Source organism: Streptomyces huiliensis (assembly GCF_020037025.1).
Taxonomy (GTDB): domain Bacteria; phylum Actinomycetota; class Actinomycetes; order Streptomycetales; family Streptomycetaceae; genus Streptomyces; species Streptomyces huiliensis.
Map to the genome: position 1 here is coordinate 1 of NZ_JAIQLH010000019.1, position 16244 is coordinate 16244.

14 protein-coding genes and 1 pseudogene are annotated in these 16244 nt (G+C 72.0%); 10 read left to right on the forward strand and 5 right to left on the reverse strand.

The genetic code is table 11. The features are described from left to right. The 3 genes from JNW98_RS04440 to JNW98_RS04450 all read left to right on the forward strand — a co-directional run. On the forward strand, nt 1-506 hold a 506-nt coding region (locus JNW98_RS04440; RefSeq protein ID WP_504754398.1), incomplete at its 5' end, for an RsmB/NOP family class I SAM-dependent RNA methyltransferase. A 147-nt stretch (nt 507-653) separates the two neighbouring features. Beyond that, nucleotides 654-1340, forward strand: a complete 687-nt coding sequence (gene rpe, locus JNW98_RS04445) for a ribulose-phosphate 3-epimerase (protein WP_223766738.1) — start codon at nt 654-656, stop codon at nt 1338-1340. Nucleotides 1341-1490: 150 nt separating this feature from the next. Then, entirely contained in the window at nt 1491-2477 is a 987-nt protein-coding gene (locus JNW98_RS04450; RefSeq protein ID WP_223766739.1) for a sugar-binding transcriptional regulator, read from the forward strand. Between the two features lie 40 nt (nt 2478-2517). Here the strand turns inward: JNW98_RS04450 and JNW98_RS04455 are convergent, their stop codons facing one another. Continuing rightward, on the reverse strand, nt 2518-3060 hold the full coding sequence (locus JNW98_RS04455) for a GNAT family N-acetyltransferase (protein WP_223766740.1): 543 nt from the start codon (nt 3058-3060) through the stop codon (nt 2518-2520). A 237-nt stretch (nt 3061-3297) separates the two neighbouring features. On the opposite strand from JNW98_RS04455, the gene JNW98_RS04460 reads away from it, so the two are divergent. The 3 genes from JNW98_RS04460 to JNW98_RS04470 all read left to right on the forward strand — a co-directional run bounded on the left by JNW98_RS04460 (nt 3298) and on the right by JNW98_RS04470 (nt 7221). After that, nucleotides 3298-4740, forward strand: a complete 1443-nt coding sequence (locus JNW98_RS04460) for a GuaB1 family IMP dehydrogenase-related protein (protein ID WP_223766741.1) — start codon at nt 3298-3300, stop codon at nt 4738-4740. Between the two features lie 355 nt (nt 4741-5095). Beyond that, complete coding sequence (locus JNW98_RS04465) at nt 5096-6676, forward strand: amino acid permease (protein WP_372459160.1); 1581 nt, start codon at nt 5096-5098, stop codon at nt 6674-6676. 89 nt (nt 6677-6765) lie between these two features. After that, nucleotides 6766-7221, forward strand: coding sequence for an Lrp/AsnC family transcriptional regulator (locus tag JNW98_RS04470; protein ID WP_004948618.1), 456 nt, complete (start codon nt 6766-6768; stop codon nt 7219-7221). A gap of 599 nt (nt 7222-7820) precedes the next feature. Here JNW98_RS04470 and JNW98_RS04475 read toward each other — a convergent pair. Continuing rightward, a complete protein-coding gene (locus JNW98_RS04475; protein WP_223766742.1) occupies nt 7821-8660 on the reverse strand; it encodes an alpha/beta fold hydrolase in 840 nt (279 codons plus the stop codon). A 52-nt stretch (nt 8661-8712) separates the two neighbouring features. After that, nucleotides 8713-9198, reverse strand: coding sequence for a DUF2269 family protein (locus JNW98_RS04480; protein WP_223766743.1), 486 nt, complete (start codon nt 9196-9198; stop codon nt 8713-8715). Between the two features lie 308 nt (nt 9199-9506). Between JNW98_RS04480 and JNW98_RS04485 the strand changes: the two genes are divergently transcribed. The 3 genes from JNW98_RS04485 (at nt 9507) to JNW98_RS04495 (ending at nt 12728) form a co-directional block, all read left to right on the forward strand. Further along, on the forward strand, nt 9507-9932 hold the full coding sequence (locus tag JNW98_RS04485) for a MarR family winged helix-turn-helix transcriptional regulator (protein WP_223766744.1): 426 nt from the start codon (nt 9507-9509) through the stop codon (nt 9930-9932). Between the two features lie 231 nt (nt 9933-10163). Further along, nucleotides 10164-10964 carry a carbon-nitrogen hydrolase family protein gene (locus JNW98_RS04490; RefSeq protein ID WP_223766745.1) on the forward strand — a complete coding sequence of 267 codons (801 nt, stop codon included), beginning with the start codon at nt 10164-10166 and terminating at the stop codon, nt 10962-10964. 54 nt (nt 10965-11018) lie between these two features. Continuing rightward, the gene (locus tag JNW98_RS04495; protein ID WP_223766746.1) at nt 11019-12728 is read left to right on the forward strand and encodes a flavin monoamine oxidase family protein; all 1710 of its coding nucleotides are present in this window, start codon (nt 11019-11021) and stop codon (nt 12726-12728) included. Nucleotides 12729-12826: 98 nt separating this feature from the next. On the opposite strand, the pseudogene JNW98_RS04500 reads toward JNW98_RS04495, so the two are convergent. Together JNW98_RS04500 and JNW98_RS04505 are read right to left on the reverse strand one after the other, a co-directional pair. Continuing rightward, a pseudogene (locus tag JNW98_RS04500) lies at nt 12827-13483 on the reverse strand (DUF5995 family protein); the annotation flags it as partial. A gap of 148 nt (nt 13484-13631) precedes the next feature. Further along, nucleotides 13632-15068 carry a uracil-xanthine permease family protein gene (locus JNW98_RS04505; protein WP_223766747.1) on the reverse strand — a complete coding sequence of 479 codons (1437 nt, stop codon included), beginning with the start codon at nt 15066-15068 and terminating at the stop codon, nt 13632-13634. A 256-nt stretch (nt 15069-15324) separates the two neighbouring features. Here JNW98_RS04505 and JNW98_RS04510 point away from each other — a divergent pair, with 256 nt between their 5' ends. Further along, entirely contained in the window at nt 15325-16221 is an 897-nt protein-coding gene (locus JNW98_RS04510) for a hypothetical protein (RefSeq protein ID WP_223766748.1), read from the forward strand. The last annotated feature ends 23 nt before the right edge of the window (nt 16222-16244 follow it).

Here is a 16244-nt window from a genome sequence, read left to right on the forward strand (position 1 = left end):
GCGCCGCCCTGCTGGCCGCCGAGCGCCAGCCGCACCGCGCCCGGCTGGTCGGCCGCGCCCTGGCCGGCAACCCCGGCCCGTACCAGGTCGTCACCGCCGACGGCACCCGCCCGCCGTGGCGCGAGGGCACCTTCGACCGCGTCCTCGTCGACGTCCCCTGCACCGGCCTGGGCGCCCTCCGCCGCCGCCCCGAGGCCCGCTGGCGGCGGCGCCCCGAAGACGTGGCCGGCTTCGGGCCGCTCCAGCGCGACCTGCTGCACGAGGCGCTGCGGTCCGTGCGCACCGGCGGCGTCGTCGGGTACGCGACCTGCTCGCCGCACCCGGCGGAGACGAAGGCCGTCGTCCAGGACGTCCTGAAGCGCGACGGCGTCGAGGCCGAGTGGATCGACGCCCGGCCGCTGCTCGGCGGCGTCCCCGCGCTCGGCGACGGCCCGGACGTCCAGCTGTGGCCGCACCTGCACGGCACGGACGCGATGTACCTGGCGCTGCTGCGGCGTACGGGCTGAGGGGCCGGTTCCGGGGCCCCGCGAGGCCCCGGCCGTCCGCGAGGGCGTCACCGCCCGGCGGGTTCCGCCCCGGGGAACCGGTCGGACCCTTCCGCGAGGGCGACCCTCGCTGTCCGGCCGGCGGCCGCCGCATGGCAGGCTTGGGGCATGACCGTCCAGATCAACCCCAGCATCCTGAGCGCGGACTTCGCCCGCCTGGCCGACGAGGCGCAGGCCGTGAAGGGCGCCGACTGGCTCCACGTCGACGTGATGGACAACCACTTCGTCCCCAACCTCACGCTCGGGGTCCCGATCGTCGAGTCGCTGAGCAGGGCCACGTCCACGCCGCTGGACTGCCACCTGATGATCGAGGACCCGGACCGCTGGGCCCCGCAGTACGTCGAGGCGGGCGCGGGCTCGGTCACCTTCCACGCCGAGGCCGCCGCCGCGCCCGTGCGGCTGGCGCGGGAGATCCGGGCCAAGGGGGCGCGCGCGTCGATGGCGCTCAAGCCCGCGACGCCGATCGAGCCGTACGAGGACCTGCTTCCCGAGCTCGACATGCTCCTGATCATGACCGTGGAGCCGGGCTTCGGCGGGCAGAAGTTCCTGGACATCATGCTGCCGAAGATCCGCCGCACCCGGGAGCTGATCTCCCGGCACGGCCTGGAGCTCTGGCTCCAGGTGGACGGCGGCGTCTCGGCCGAGACCATCGAACGGTGTGCCGAGGCGGGCGCCGACGTGTTCGTCGCAGGTTCGGCCGTTTACGGTACCGATGACCCGGCGGCCGCCGTACGCTCACTGCGTGAGCTCGCGGAGACGGCCACCACGGCCGCGCCTTGGGCCTGCGGGCACTGAGACGACCGGGTCCGGGGGCCTCCTCGGGCCGCCGCCCGGGCCGGACGAAGATCGGGACCGCCGTTTTCTGACAGGATGTGACGGTCGAGTCCACAAGGTGAACGCAGCAGTGAGGAGAACGCGGTGTCGACGGGCCGTTCAGTGACGCCGATGGGGCCCGCCGAACTCGTGCAGGCGGCGGCCATGGCCCGCCGCTTCTATCTGGAGGGCAAGTCCAAGATCCAGATCGCCGAGGAGTTCGGCGTGAGCCGCTTCAAGGTGGCCCGGGTGCTGGAGACGGCGCTCGAACGCGATCTGGTGCGCATCGAGATCCGAGTGCCCGCCGAGCTGGACGCGGAGCGCTCCGACGCGCTGCGGGCCCGCTACGGCCTGCGGCACGCCGTCGTCGTCGAGTCCCCGGCCGACGCGGCCGAGGACGCGCCCGATCCGGAGAACCTGGGCGAGGTGGCCGCCGGGCTGCTCGGCGAGCTGGTCAACGAGGGCGACGTCCTCGGCCTGGCCTGGGGCCGCTCCACCATCCACATGGCGGCGGCCCTGCACCGGCTGCCGCCCTGCACCGTCGTCCAGCTCACCGGCGTCTACGACGCGGGCACCGCCGAGCGCGGCTCGGTGGAGGCCGTGCGCCGGGCGGCCCAGGTGTCCGGCGGCGAGGCCCACCCGATCTACGCCCCGATGCTGCTCCCCGACCCGGCCACCGCCGCCGCCCTGCGCGGGCAGACGGGGATCGCGCGGGCCTTCGAGTACTTCGACAAGGTGACCGTCGCCGCGGTCTCCATCGGCTCCTGGGAGCCGGGCATCTCCACGGTCTACGACATGCTGTCGGACGAGGAGCGCACCCACTACGCGTCGCTGGGCGCCGCCGCCGAGATGTCGGCGCACCTCTTCGACGCCGAGGGCCGCCGGATCGGGCGGGATCTGGGCGAGCGCTGCATCACCGTGGAGGCGGACCGGCTCCGGCGCATCCCGGAGGTCGTGGCCATCGCGGGCGGCTCGCGCAAGGCGGCGGCCATCGGCGCGGTGCTGCGGTCGGGCCTGGTCACCAGCCTGGTGACGGACACGGCCGCGGCCGACCACCTGCTGACGGAGTCCGCTCCCGGGCCCCGCCCGGCGCTGGAGCGCGCCGACCCGGACGTCTGAGCGTCCGGGGGCAGGGCCGAGGGGGTCAGGGGCGAGAGGCTCAGGGGCAGGGGCGGCTCATGAAGAGGGCGATCTCGCCCTCCGATTCCGTTCCCGAGTACAGCGTCGTGTCCATTCCGCAGAACGTGAAACCCATGCGGAGGTAGGAGCGGATGGCCGGAGCGTTGACGTTGGTGACCTCCAGCCACACGTGCCCCGCGCCGCACTCCCGGGCGCGTGCGAAGACCTGGTCCATGAGCCGGCTGCCGATGCCGCGCCCCCGGTACTCCGGGGCCACCTCGATGTCCTCGACGCTCAGCCGGCGGTTCCACGGCTCGTAGGCGGTGACGACGAAACCGCAGAGCACGCCGCCGTCGAAGGCCGCGTACCGGCGGGTGTCGTCCCCCGCTTCCTCGCCGTCCGGCTCGTCGTCCGGGAACACCTTGCGGACGGGCGGGTCGACCCGCACCGGCCGGAGGGTGAAGCCGTCCGGCGAGGCGGTCACCTCGTAGACGGTGTCGGTGGTGAACGAGCCGTCGAGGGCGGCCACGGCCGCGTCGTCCTCCGGCCCCGAGGGGCGGTAGATGATCTCCTGATGCGCCATGGCGCCACCGTACGGGGGCGGGTCCGCAGCCCTTCCGGCCGGGCTTGGCCGATGCCACAGGGGCCGCCGCGACCGGCTGGCCGAATCCACAGGAATGCCGCGAAATCTCACAGTCATTGGCCAACAGCCCACGACATCGTGGATGATGGGTCCAGGAACCTCAGCCCGATCCGGCGCTGGTTCGAGCTGACTCCCCACCCGCTTCGTAGTTCTATTCCTGCAGGTGAGAGAGCCAGTATGCGTTTCCTCAACGATCTGAAGCCGCCGTACGACCTGACGTACGACGACGTCTTCATGGTGCCGAGCCGCTCCGCGGTCGGCTCCCGCCAGGGCGTGGACCTGTCCGCCCCGGACGGCACGGGCACCACCATCCCGCTCGTGGTCGCCAACATGACCGCCATCGCGGGCCGCCGCATGGCGGAGACCGTCGCCCGCCGCGGCGGCCTCGTGGTCATCCCCCAGGACATCCCGATCGAGGTCGTCACCGACGTCATCACCTGGGTCAAGAGCCGGCACCACGTGCTGGACACCCCCATCGTCCTCGCCCCCACCCAGACCGTCGCCGACGCGCTGTCCCTGCTGCCCAAGCGGGCGCACGGCGCCGGCGTCGTCGTGGACGCGGACCACCGGCCCGTCGGCGTCGTCACCGAGCACGACCTGACCGGCGTCGACCGCTTCACCCAGCTGTCCGAGGTCATGTCCAAGGAGCTGCTGCTCCTCGACGCCGACATCGACCCGCGCGAGGCGTTCAACCAGCTGGACGCGGCCCACCGCAAGCTGGCCCCCGCGGTCGACAAGGACGGGAAGCTGGCGGGCATCCTCACCCGCAAGGGCGCCCTCCGCGCCACCCTGTACACCCCCGCCACCGACGCCGACGGCAAGCTGCGCATCGCCGCCGCCGTGGGCATCAACGGCGACGTGGCCGGCAAGGCCAAGGCGCTGCTGGACGCCGGAGCGGACACCATCGTGGTGGACACCGCCCACGGCCACCAGGAGTCGATGATCGCCGCGATCAAGGCCGTCCGGTCGCTGGACCCGCAGGTCCCGATCGTCGCGGGCAACATCGTCGCCGCCGAGGGCGTGCGCGACCTCATCGAGGCCGGCGCGGACATCATCAAGGTCGGTGTGGGCCCGGGCGCCATGTGCACCACCCGCATGATGACCGGCGTGGGCCGCCCGCAGTTCTCCGCGGTGCTGGAGTGCGCCGCCGAGGCGAAGAAGTACGGGAAGCACGTCTGGGCCGACGGTGGCGTCCGCCACCCGCGCGACGTCGCCATGGCGCTGGCCGCCGGCGCCTCCAACGTCATGATCGGCTCCTGGTTCGCCGGGACGTACGAGTCCCCGGGCGACCTCCAGCAGTCCGCCGAGGGCCGGCTGTACAAGGAGAGCTTCGGCATGGCCTCGGCCCGTGCCGTGCGCAACCGCACCTCGGAGGAGTCCGCCTACGACCGCGCCCGCAAGGGTCTGTTCGAGGAGGGCATCTCCACCTCGCGGATGTTCCTCGACCCGGCCCGTCCGGGCGTCGAGGACCTGATCGACTCGATCATCGCGGGCGTCCGCTCGTCCTGCACCTACGCGGGCGCGAGCAACCTCGCGGAGTTCCACGAGCGGGCCGTCGTCGGCGTCCAGAGCGCCGCCGGTTACGCGGAGGGCAAGCCGCTGCACGCCAGCTGGCAGTAGTCCCGCTACGAGCCCGGAAAAGGGGCGCGGCCGATTCGGCCGCGCCCCTTTTCGTCGTTTTCCGCAGGTCTCGCGCCTGCTGTGGTTGACGCCTACATGTACCGATTCGTAAGGTGACATGCAACGAACGTCCATTCTTGGCATGCAGACGCAACGATCGTACGGGCATGCGCAAGAATGGTGCATTACGAGCGCGGGTCCCTACCTCGTAGGGTTCCGCGCAGTACGTGGAGTGGCGGGTACCGCTGGCTCGCGGTCCCCCTCCTTTCTCGGTCGTCCCCCTGCCGACGCAACCGACGGGTGGCCGCTTGCGGTACCGGTGGCTCCACTGGCCGCAATGAACGGAGCGACCCCCGTGCTGGACCAAGACACAGCGCCCCCCGCCGCCGGCAACGGCAAGCGCCCCCCGCAGCCGCCCGCCAGGACCGGTTCCCGGCTGATGCGGCGCAAGCCGGTCGAGCGACTGGTCGCCGAGGGCGGCCAGGGCGAAGGCGGCACGCTGCGCCGCACGCTCGGCATGTGGCAGCTGACCATGATCAGCATCGGCGCCACCCTCGGCACCGGCATCTTCGTGGTCCTCGGCAACGCCGTGCCCGAGGCCGGCCCCGCCGTCGTGATCTCGTTCGTCCTCGCGGGCCTCACCGCGCTCTTCTCCGCGCTGTCCTACGCGGAGCTGGCCGGCACCATCCCGGTCTCCGGCTCCTCGTACTCGTACTCCTACGCCACGCTCGGCGAGATCGTCGCCTGGATCTGCGGCTGGTGTCTGATCCTGGAGTACGGCGTCTCCGTCGCGGCCGTGGCCGTCGGCTGGGGCCAGTACCTCAACGAGCTGCTGGACGGCACCATCGGCGTCACCATCCCGGAGTCGCTGGCCAACCCGCCCGGTGACGGCGGCATCTTCAACGTGCCCGCCCTGCTCGTCGTGCTCCTCTGCATGGCGTTCCTGCTCGGCGGCGCCAAGGAGAGCGCCCGCGCCAACGCCATCATGGTCGGCGTGAAGATCGCCGCCCTGCTGCTGTTCTGCGCCGTGGCCTTCACCGGCATCAAGGCCGGCAACTACTCGCCGTTCATGCCGCTCGGCCTGGCCGGCATCAGCAACGCCGGTGCCAGCCTGTTCTTCTCCTACATCGGCTTCGACGCCGCCTCCACCGCCGGCGAGGAGGCCAAGAACCCGAAGAAGGACCTGCCCAAGGCGATCATGCTGTCGCTGCTGATCGTCACCGCGCTCTACGTCCTGGTCGCCGCGATCGCCGTCGGCGCCCTGCCCTGGAAGCAGTTCGAGGGCTCCGAGGCCGCGCTCGCCGGCATCATGAAGGACGTCACCGGCCAGAGCTTCTGGGCCGTGCTGCTGGCGGCCGGTGCCGTCATCGCCATCGCCAGCGTGGTGCTGACCGTCCTTTACGGCCAGACCCGCATCCTCTTCGCGATGGCCCGCGACGGCCTGGTCCCCAAGGCCTTCGCCAAGGTCAGCCCGCGCAAGGGCGTGCCCGTCGCCAACACGATCATCACCTGCGCCTTCTGCGGCGTCCTCGCCGCGGCCGTCCCGCTGGCCGAGCTCGCGGACGCCACCAGCATCGGCACCCTGTTCGCGTTCGCCCTGGTCAACGTGGCCGTCATCGTCCTCGCCGTGAAGCGGCCGGACATGAAGCGCTCCTTCACCGTCCCGCTCTCCGGGGTCCGCATCCCGTTCTTCGGCGGACTGCGGCTGCGGCTCGGCATGATCTTCCCGGTGCTCGGCTTCGGATTCTGCCTCTACCTGATGTACGAGCTGCCCGTCATCACCTGGGAGGTCTTCGGCCTCTGGATGGCCGTCGGCTTCGTCATCTACTTCGCCTACGGCATGCGGCACTCGAAGCTGAACGACGCGGACGGAGGCTCGGACGGCCCCGAGGGTCCCGCCGGCACCGACGCCGTCGAGGCACCGGCGAAGGGCTAGCCCGGCCGCCGCGAGTCGGGGTGGACGCCGGAGACGTGATCTACTGCTGGAGGAAGAGCAGGATCCCGTAGAAAAGTGATTCACCCGCAGTGCGACTCAACGAGCTCGACGAACGTATCGTGCACGCCCTGGCCGAGGATGCCCGGCGCTCCTACGCCGACATCGGTGCCGAGGTCGGCCTGTCCGCGCCCGCGGTGAAGCGGCGCGTGGACAGGCTGCGTGCCGAAGGGGCCATCACCGGATTCACCGTCCGGGTGGACCCGGGGGCCCTCGGTTGGGAGACCGAGGGCTTCATCGAGCTCTACTGCCGCCGGAACACCTCGCCCGAGGCGATCCACCGCGGCCTCTCCCGTTATCCCGAGGTGGCGTCCGCCTCCACCGTCACCGGTGAGGCCGACGCCATCGTCCAGATCTTCGCCTCCGACATGCGGCACTTCGAACGGGTGCTGGAGCGGATCGCCGGCGAGCCGTTCGTCGAGCGGACGAAGTCGGTGCTGGTGCTTTCGCCGCTGCTGCGGCGGTTCAGTTCCGGGGCGCCGTCCTGATCCCCGTGCCCGGAGGCGGGGGCGGGTCCGGGAGCGGGGCCGACGGTACGCCGTCCGGTGCTCCGAAGCGCGGCAGGTGGTGTTCCGATCCCGCCCGGGCCCGTGAACGGCCCGGGCGCCTCCTCGCCCGCCGGGGCGCCCGAACGCCGGCCTGTTCGCCCGGGCGGGCGAGCCCAGCCGCTGGGTGCAGAGCGGCAGCTTGAGGTTGTCCAGGGTGCCGTGGCACAGGTGGTCGTGGTCGTGGTCGCGGTCGGCGAGATCGATGTCAGCGGCTCCGCGCGGGCCAGGTCGACACCCGCCGCGCCGTGGCACCAGGCGGACCAGTGCCGTGCGGGCGCGTTGTCCCGCGGGTCGGGCCCGTTTCCCGGGGCCGGATCGAACGCCCTCGCTTCGTAGGCCGGCGCTCCGTCGATCACTGTCGTGCAGCGCTTGTCAGGGGCCAGTGCGGCGAGCCGGTCGTGGGTGGCTCCCCCCTGGTCCCCCGCACGAGGGACGGCGCCGGCGAGGCGCCGTCCCAGTGGCTCGCTTTTGGAGCGACAGCACCACGCGTTGCAGTCGCAGGGTCGCTTTTCGGCCGTTGCGGTGTGCCGCGTCGAGGGTCAGGAAGCCGCCGTCGTGCGCAGGAACTCGTGGAGGATGGTGGTGAGGTGGGCGGGCGCGTCCTCCTGGACCAGGTGGCCCGCGCCGGGGATCGGTTCGAAGGTGGCGCCGGGTATCGCGGCGGCAAGCTCGCGGCCCTTCTCCACCGGGATCCACGCGTCGTCGGTGCCCCAGCACACGGTCACCGGGAGGGTGATCTCGCCGTAGCGGCCCTGGATCTCGTCGGTGTAGCGCTGGTCGGCCTGGGCGATCTGCCGGTAGAACGCGGGTTGGCCCGCAGGGCCGAGCCAGGGCTCGACGAGCCGTTCCAGGGTCGCGGGGTGCAGGCCGGGGCCGCCGGTCGTGCCGATGTACTCGCGGACGAGGGCGGCGTGTAGCGCGGGCGGCAGCTGCTCGAAGACGGGGGCGTGTTCGCCGACGAGCCGGAAGAACGGCGAGCCCCACGGGGCCAGCGCCACCGGGTCGACGAGGGCGAGCGCGCGGTAGCGGGCGCCGTGCAGCAGATGGGCGCGCAGGGCGACGGCGCCGCCGAAGTCGTGCGCCACGACCAGGGGTTCGGCCAGTCCCCAGTGGGCCAGGAGCTCGGTGAGGACCCGGCCCTGGGCGGCCAGGGAGACGTCCTGCCCCGCCGCCTTCTCCGACTGCCCGTAGCCGGGCATGTCCCACACGTACACCTGGTGGTCGCGGGCGAGCGACCGGGCCACCGCGCGCCAGACGAAGGACGAGAACGGGGTGCCGTGCAGCAGGACGACCGGCGGCCGGCCGGCCGCGCCGAGACGGTCCCAGCGGACCTCGCCGGTGGGGCCGGCGAAGGTCCGCGTCAACTGCCATTCGGTCATGGGAGGTTCCTCTCGTCGGGTGAGCGGACGTGAGGAACCGATCTTGCCCGAGTCAGGCTCCGGTCGTCGAACCCGGCCGGACGATCATGAGAACCGTGACGACCGCCCAGGTCAGGGCGAAGAGTCCGGTGATCATCGACAGTCTGGGCAGGCCGGCGGCGAGCTTCGGGGCCGCCTCCGGCTCGGTGTCCTGGAGGTCGAGCGCGTCGATGATCGCGTCCTGGCTGAACACCGCGATGGCCAGCAGCACCGCGGCCACCGCGGTCAGCGCCATCGAGATGACCAGCCAGGTGTCGCCCAGGACGCCCATCCGCTGCGCCGTCGCCATGCCGAAGGCGGGAACGGTCACCGAGATCGCCGAGTAGACCCGGGTGATGCGGTGGAGGATCCGCAGGGCCGCGGTGCCCTTCTTGGTGCGGTCGCCGTCCGGGGCCAGGGCCTGCCGCGCGAAGCGGGGGAAGAGGCTGGCGGCCACGGTCGCCGGACCTATGAGCAGGATCGCTGCCAGCACATGCAGGCTGAGCAGGAGTTTCGTCATGGCTTTCCGCTCCCATCGCGGTCGGGCGGGCAGAACCGGGCCGGCCGAGGGTTTCAGTCTGGCTTAAACATCGTGAGACGCTAGCATCCCTGGGCGGCGTGGCCGGAAGTGGCCCCGGTTACGGGAGACCGGCGGTAAGGCGGGCGTGACGCGGATGCGATGCGGGCGAGATGCGGCGAGAGGTGATGGGGATGGCCGGGGACGAGCGGACGGAAGCGTTCCGCACGGAGCCCGGAGCCGCCGCCCCGGACGCGCCGTCTGCCGGTGGTCCGCCCGCCGGTGATCCGTCTGCCGGTGGTCCGCCGGGGATGCCGCTGCCGTTGATGCTCATCGGGCTCGGCCGGTTCGTCCAGGACGCTGCCCACCACGTGCTGTCCGCCCGGGACGGGTACTCGCTGCGCATGATGGGCGCCCTCGGCCACCTCGCCCGCGAGCCCGGCCTCTCCTACAGCGAACTGGCGCGGCGTGCCGGGGTGACCGCGCAGAGCATGCAGGCCACGGTGGGCCGGCTGGAGCAGGCCGGCGCCGTGGCGCGCACGACACCCGCCGGACGGGGGCGGAAGGCGGTGCTCCAGGTCACCGAGGAGGGCCGACGGATGCTCGACGACATGCGGCGGGTCCTCGTCGGCCTGGAGGGCCCGTTGACGGCCGGGCTGTCCGTGGAGGAGCGCTCGGTGCTGGCGCGGGTGCTGGGGCGGATGATGGGGAACGCTGCGGCGGCGTCAGGCCGCTGACGATCACCCGCGGGCCGGGGGAGTCGGTGCTGTCGCACAGGCGCGCAACGAATCGCCGCTGACGCCGGAAAAGGCGCAACGAATCGCTCGGCAGCACGCAACATCCGTAGCTTGTCGCTCCCTGACGCCGGGCCGTACCGTCAAGGCGTTTAACGGAATCCTGACCGGAATCCCGTCGAAAGTTCATCGAAACGCCTTCACGCCACCGCGCCGTACACTCGAAGAGGACATATGAAGCCGCTGCGTATCGCGCTGTTCCAAGGGCCCTGCGGCGTTCCGTCCTCGACGGACGCCACCCTCGGCGCGCTGGACGCCGCGGCCCGCCGCGCGGCGGAGTCCGGTGCCCGGCTGCTGCTCACCAACGAGCTCTACCTCACCGGTTATGCCCTGGATGACCTGGTCCCCGACCGCGCCGAACCGGCCGACGGCCCCGGTGCCCAGGCCGTGGCCGCGATCGCCGCCCGGCACGGACTGGCCATCGGGTACGGCTACCCGGAGCGCGACGGCGCCGCGATCTACAACGCGCTCCAGCTCATAGGCCCCCAGGGCACCCCGCTCGCCCACTACCGCAAGACCCACCTCTTCGGCGCGTACGAGACGACGTACTTCACGCCCGGCACGGAGGCGGTGGTACAGGCCGAGCTCGACGGCGTCCGGCTGGGGCTGCTGATCTGCTACGACGTCGAGTTCCCGGAGCCCGTGCGGGCGCACGCGCTCGCCGGCACGGAGCTGCTGCTCGCCCCGACCGCGCTGATGCGGCCCTACGAGATCGTGCCGCAGACGATCGTCCCGGCCCGCGCCTGGGAGAGCCAGCTCTACATCGCCTACGTCAACCGGTGCGGCACCGAAGGCGAGTTCGCCTTCGCCGGGCTGTCCTGCCTGGCCGCCCCGGACGGGACCGTACGCGCCCGGGCCGGCGCCGACGAGGACCTGCTCGTCGCCGAGGCCGATCCCGCGCTGCTGCACCGGTCCCGGGCCGAGAACACCTATCTGGCCGACCGCAGGCCGGAGCTCTACACCCGGCTCGCCTGAGCCCACCCCCTTCGCCTCACTTCACACCCCCTTGCACGCAGGAGAGTTCAGCCGATGACGTCCACGGTGCCCACCGCCGTCCACGACGAGCAGGTCCAGCAGAACGAGCCGCCGATCACCATGTTCGGCCCGGACTTTCCCTTCGCCTACGACGACTACCTGGCACACCCCGCCGGCCTGGGCCAGATACCGGCCACCGAGCATGGTGCCGAGGTCGCGGTCATCGGCGGCGGCCTCTCGGGCATCGTGGCCGCGTACGAGCTGATGAAGATGGGCCTCAAGCCCGTCGTGTACGAGGCGGACCAGATCGGCGGCCGGCTGCGCACGGTCGGCTTCGACGGCTGCGCCGAGGGCCAGGACGCGGGTCTGACCGCCGAGATGGGCGCCATGCGCTTCCCTCCGTCCTCCACCGCCTTCCAGCACTACATCGACCTGGTGGACCTGGAGACCAAGCCGTTCCCCAACCCGCTGGCCCCCTGCACCCCGTCCACCGTCGTGGACCTCAAGGGCGAGAGCCACTACGCGGAGACCGTCGACGACCTCCCGCAGGTCTACCGTGACGTCGCCACCGCCTGGAACGCCTGCCTGGAGGAGGGCGCGGACTTCTCCGACATGAACCGCGCCATGCGGGAGCGCGACGTGCCCCGCATCCGCGAGATCTGGGCCAAGCTGGTCGAGAAGCTCGACAACCAGACCTTCTACGGCTTCCTCTGCGAGTCGGAAGCCTTCAAGTCCTTCCGCCACCGGGAGATCTTCGGCCAGGTCGGCTTCGGCACCGGCGGCTGGGACACCGACTTCCCCAACTCCATCCTGGAGATCCTGCGCGTCGTCTACACCGAGGCGGACGACCACCACCGCGGCATCGTCGGCGGCAGCCAGCAGCTCCCGCTCCGGCTCTGGGAGCGCGAGCCGGCGAAGCTCGTCCACTGGCCGCACGGCACCTCGCTGTCCTCGCTGCACGACGGCGCGCCCCGCCCGGCCGTGACCCGGCTGCACCGCACGGCCGGCAACCGGATCACGGTCACCGACGCCAACGGCGACATCCGCACCTACCGGGCGGCGATCTTCACCGCGCAGTCCTGGATGCTGCTGTCGAAGATCGAGTGCGACGACGCGCTCCTCCCGATCGACCACTGGACGGCGGTCGAGCGCACCCACTACATGGAGTCCTCCAAGCTGTTCGTGCCGGTGGACCGGCCGTTCTGGCTGGACAAGGACGCGTCGGGCCGGGACGTCATGTCGATGACGCTCACCGACCGCATGACGCGCGGCACCTACCTCCTGGACGACGGGCCGGACAAGCCCGCCGTGATCTGCCTCTCCTACACCTGGTGCGACGACAGCCTCAAGTGGCTGCCGCTCTCCGCCAACGAGCGCCTGGAGGTCATGCTCAAGTCGCTCGGCGAGATCTATCCCGGCGTCGACATCCGCAAGCACATCATCGGCAACCCGGTGACGATCTCCTGGGAGAACGAGCCCTACTTCATGGGCGCGTTCAAGGCCAACCTCCCCGGCCACTACCGCTACCAGCGCCGCCTGTTCACCCACTTCATGCAGGACCGCCTCCCCGAGGACAAGCGCGGCATCTTCCTCGCGGGCGACGACATCTCCTGGACGGCCGGCTGGGCCGAGGGCGCCGTGCAGACCGCGCTGAACGCCGTCTGGGGCGTGATGCACCAGTTCGGCGGGGCCACCGACCCGACCAACCCCGGCCCGGGCGACGTCTACGACGAGATCGCGCCCGTCGAGCTGCCGGAGGACTGACCCGAGGGCCGGACCAGGGACCGGCCTCCTGGAAGCGCCCCGCCGCCGGCCGTCCGGTGCGCGGGGCGCCGCCCGTCGTCCCGGCCGTCCCCGCACCCCAGCGGGGTCAGCAGGCAGCGCCCCACCAGCCCCACGCTCGCGTCGACGCGCTCGGCGAACTCGCCCGCCACCCCCGGCCGTTCACGCAGCGCCCACAGCGTCCGGAAGGCCGCCCACGCCGCCCCGCGCGCGGCCTCCAGCGTCCACGACCCCAGCAGGTGGGTGAGCGGATCGGCCACGTCCAGCAGGTCGGGGCCCGGCATCAGGGCCTCGCGGATCCGCTCCTCCAGGGAGACCAGCAGTTCGCCGATCCGGTGGAAATCCGCCTCCAGGTCGCTCGGCTCGGCGCCCAGCCCGTGGCAGGTGTCGGCGAGGGCGAGCGGCAGGTCGTGGCCGATGTGGGCGTTGATGCCCGCCAGCGCGAACTGCACCGGCCGCACGGCGGGGTGGCCGCGGAGCTGGAACAGCGGGCGCCAGCAGGCCGGCGGTCTTCGTCCGGCCGCCGCCTCGTCGACGGCACCCAGATAGCGGCTAGCGAACAGCACGTCCAGCGTGGCCGTGGCCAGGTGGTCGCCGAACCCGCCGTCCGGCACCCGCCGCGCCACCTCCTCGGTGACCGCCAGATACACCCCGTTGAACACCGCCACCCCGTCCTCCGGCGGCAACTCGGCGGCCAGCGCCCGCATCCGGGCGACGACCCGTTCGATGCCGGTCATGGGTGGTGTGTTGGGCGGTGTGGTCCGTGCTCGCGTCATCTCCATGCACACAGAGTGACAGGCGAATACGGAGGGTAGGGGGTCGGGCCCTCAAGTTAACCGGAATGGGTGACGGTCCGTGACGACGCCGCAGGTCGGCGGCGGTCCGTCAGGCCCCGGGCCGGCCGTCCCGCCCGTCGCCCCCATCGCGACCGTCCCGCCCGACCTCGGCCGCCGGCCCGTCGTACCCGCTCGTCCCCTCGTCCAGCAACGGCTCCTGCGCCTTGAGGTGGGGCGGGGCGAGGAAGCGCAGCGCGTGGTAGCCGGTGAGGACCACGATAGTGCCCAGGGCGATGCCGTTGAGCTCGAAGTTCTTGCTGATCTTGAGGCTGACGCCGCCGACGCCGATGATCACGCCCGCCGCGATGGGCACCAGGTTCAGGGGATTGCGCAGGTCCACCTTGTTGTGCACCCAGATCTGCGCGCCGAGCAGGCCGATCATGCCGTAGAGGATGACGGTGATGCCGCCCAGCACGCCCCCGGGCACGGCCGCGACGACCGCGCCGAACTTCGGGCAGACGCCGAAGAGGAGCGCGAAGCAGGCCGCCGCCCAGTACGCGGCGGTCGAGTAGACCCGGGTCGCGGCCATGACGCCGATGTTCTCGGAGTAGGTGGTGTTGGCCGGTCCGCCGACCGCCGTGGACAGCATCGTCGCCGCGCCGTCGGCCGAGATCGCGGTGCCCAGCTGGTCGTCCACCGGGTCGCCGGTCATCTCGCCCACGGCCTTGACGTGCCCCGCGTTCTCCGCGATGAGGGCGATCACCACCGGCAGCGCCACCAGCGCCGCCGACCAGCCGAAGGACGGGCCGTGCAGGGAGGGCAGGCCGATCCAGTCCGCCTTGCCGACGCCCGACAGGTCGAGTCGCCAGTGGTCCACGGCCTCGGGGCCGCCGTTGACGGAGTGGATCTTTCCGAAGATCCGGTCGAGGGCCCAGGAGAGGGCGTACCCGAAGACCAGGCCCAGGAAGATCGCCACGCGCGACCAGAAGCCGCGCAGGCAGACCACGGCCAGCCCGGTGAACAGCATGGTGAGCAGGGCCGTCCACTGGTCCTGCGGCCAGTAGGTGCTCGCGGTCACCGGGGCGAGGTTGAAGCCGATCAGCATCACCACCGCGCCGGTCACCACGGGCGGCATCGCCGCGTGGATGATCCGGGCGCCGAACCGGCGTACCGCCAGCCCGCTCAGGAACAGCGCCGCGCCCACCGCGAAGATCGCTCCGGTGACGGCCGCGCTGTCGCCGCCCTGGGCGCGGATGACGGCCGCCACGCCGACGAACGACAGGCTGCACCCCAGGTAGCTGGGGATCCGGCCGCGCGTGGCGAGCAGGAAGATGATGGTGGCGACGCCCGACATCATGATCGCCAGGTTGGGGTCCAGGCCCATCAATACCGGACTGACGAATGACGCGCCGAACATCGCCACCACGTGCTGCGCGCCGAGGCCCGCGGTCCGCGGCCAGGAGAGCCGTTCGTCCGGCGCTACGACGGCCCCGGGGGCGGGGGTGCGCCCGTCACCGTGCAGGGTCCAGCGCACGCCGAGGCCCATGAATGCTCCCACTGTGGTTGTTCGAGGTGATCCGCACCATGTTAAGCGCGGGTCAGCGGTGGTCCGCGCGGAGAACGGCGGGCGGCGGTCAGGCCGCTGACGGCCGGTGGGGGCGGCGGGCGGAGTCGCCCGGGCGCTGCTGCGATCGGCGCAATTAACACCTCGTAAGGCTGTATGACCGGGACGCTCGGCAGGTCCCGGGGTGGGGCGAGGTATGCGTTGATTGTCCGATTTCCTGCCAAACCAGGAGACATACATGCGTAAGCTCGTCGGCCGCTCAGCGGCCGCCGCGGTCCTCGCCGCGGGCGTCATCGTTCCGGCCGCCGGGGTGGCCGTCGCCGCGCCGCAGTCCTCGTCCACGCCGAAGGTGGCGAGCTGGGACGACGACCACGGCCGGGACCACGGCCGGGACCACGGCCGGGACCACGGCCGGGACCACGGCCGGGACCACGGCCGGGACCGCGACCGCGACAAGGGCCGCGACAAGCACCGCGACCGTGACCGCCGCGACCGCGACCGGGACCGTGACCGCGACTGCGACCGGGGTCGTCACCACCGCGACCACGACCGTGACCGCGACTGCGACCGCGGCCGCCACCACGGCGGTTGGGACCACCACAACAGCTGGGGCAACATCTACATCTCCGGCTGGAACAACTGGGGCGGCGGCCACAAGGGCGGCTGGGACCGTGACTGCGACCGGGGCGGCTGGGGCCACAACGGCGGCTGGGGCCACAACGGTGGTTGGGGCCACGGCGGTGGTTGGGGTCACGGCGGTGGCTGGGGCCACAAGGGCGGCTGGGACCGTGACTGCGACCGGGGCGGCTGGGGCCACAACGGCGGCTGGGGCCACAACGGTGGTTGGGGCCACGGCGGTGGTTGGGGTCACGGCGGTGGCTGGGGCCACAAGGGCGGCTGGGACCGTGACTGCGACCGCGGTGGCTGGGGTCACGGTGGCGGCTGGGGCCACGGTGGTGGCTGGGGTCACCACAGCGGCTGGGGCCACGGCTGGGGCCGCGGTGACGACTGCGACAACGGCTGGAAGCACCGCGGCCACGACCGTGACTGCGACAACGACGGCTGGGGCCACAAGGGCGGTCACGGCGGCAAGTACGTCCGCAACACCGTCAACATCCTCGGCATCAGCCTCTGAGGCCACTGAGCTCACGTTCACCC

Bases quoted from the DNA above. Each gene is read 5' to 3' on its own strand.
- JNW98_RS04480 (WP_223766743.1), bottom strand. From the start codon at position 9,198: ATGACGAAACTCCTGCTCAGCCTGCATGTGCTGGCAGCGATCCTGCTC.
- JNW98_RS04490 (WP_223766745.1), top strand. From the start codon at position 10,164: ATGAAGCCGCTGCGTATCGCGCTGTTCCAAGGGCCCTGCGGCGTTCCG.
- rpe (WP_223766738.1), top strand. From the start codon at position 654: ATGACCGTCCAGATCAACCCCAGCATCCTGAGCGCGGACTTCGCCCGC.
- JNW98_RS04475 (WP_223766742.1), bottom strand. From the start codon at position 8,660: ATGACCGAATGGCAGTTGACGCGGACCTTCGCCGGCCCCACCGGCGAG.
- JNW98_RS04485 (WP_223766744.1), top strand. From the start codon at position 9,507: ATGCCGCTGCCGTTGATGCTCATCGGGCTCGGCCGGTTCGTCCAGGAC.
- JNW98_RS04455 (WP_223766740.1), bottom strand. From the start codon at position 3,060: ATGGCGCATCAGGAGATCATCTACCGCCCCTCGGGGCCGGAGGACGAC.
- JNW98_RS04510 (WP_223766748.1), top strand. From the start codon at position 15,325: ATGCGTAAGCTCGTCGGCCGCTCAGCGGCCGCCGCGGTCCTCGCCGCG.
- JNW98_RS04450 (WP_223766739.1), top strand. From the start codon at position 1,491: ATGGGGCCCGCCGAACTCGTGCAGGCGGCGGCCATGGCCCGCCGCTTC.
- JNW98_RS04505 (WP_223766747.1), bottom strand. From the start codon at position 15,068: ATGGGCCTCGGCGTGCGCTGGACCCTGCACGGTGACGGGCGCACCCCC.
- JNW98_RS04495 (WP_223766746.1), top strand. From the start codon at position 11,019: ATGACGTCCACGGTGCCCACCGCCGTCCACGACGAGCAGGTCCAGCAG.
- JNW98_RS04460 (WP_223766741.1), top strand. From the start codon at position 3,298: ATGCGTTTCCTCAACGATCTGAAGCCGCCGTACGACCTGACGTACGAC.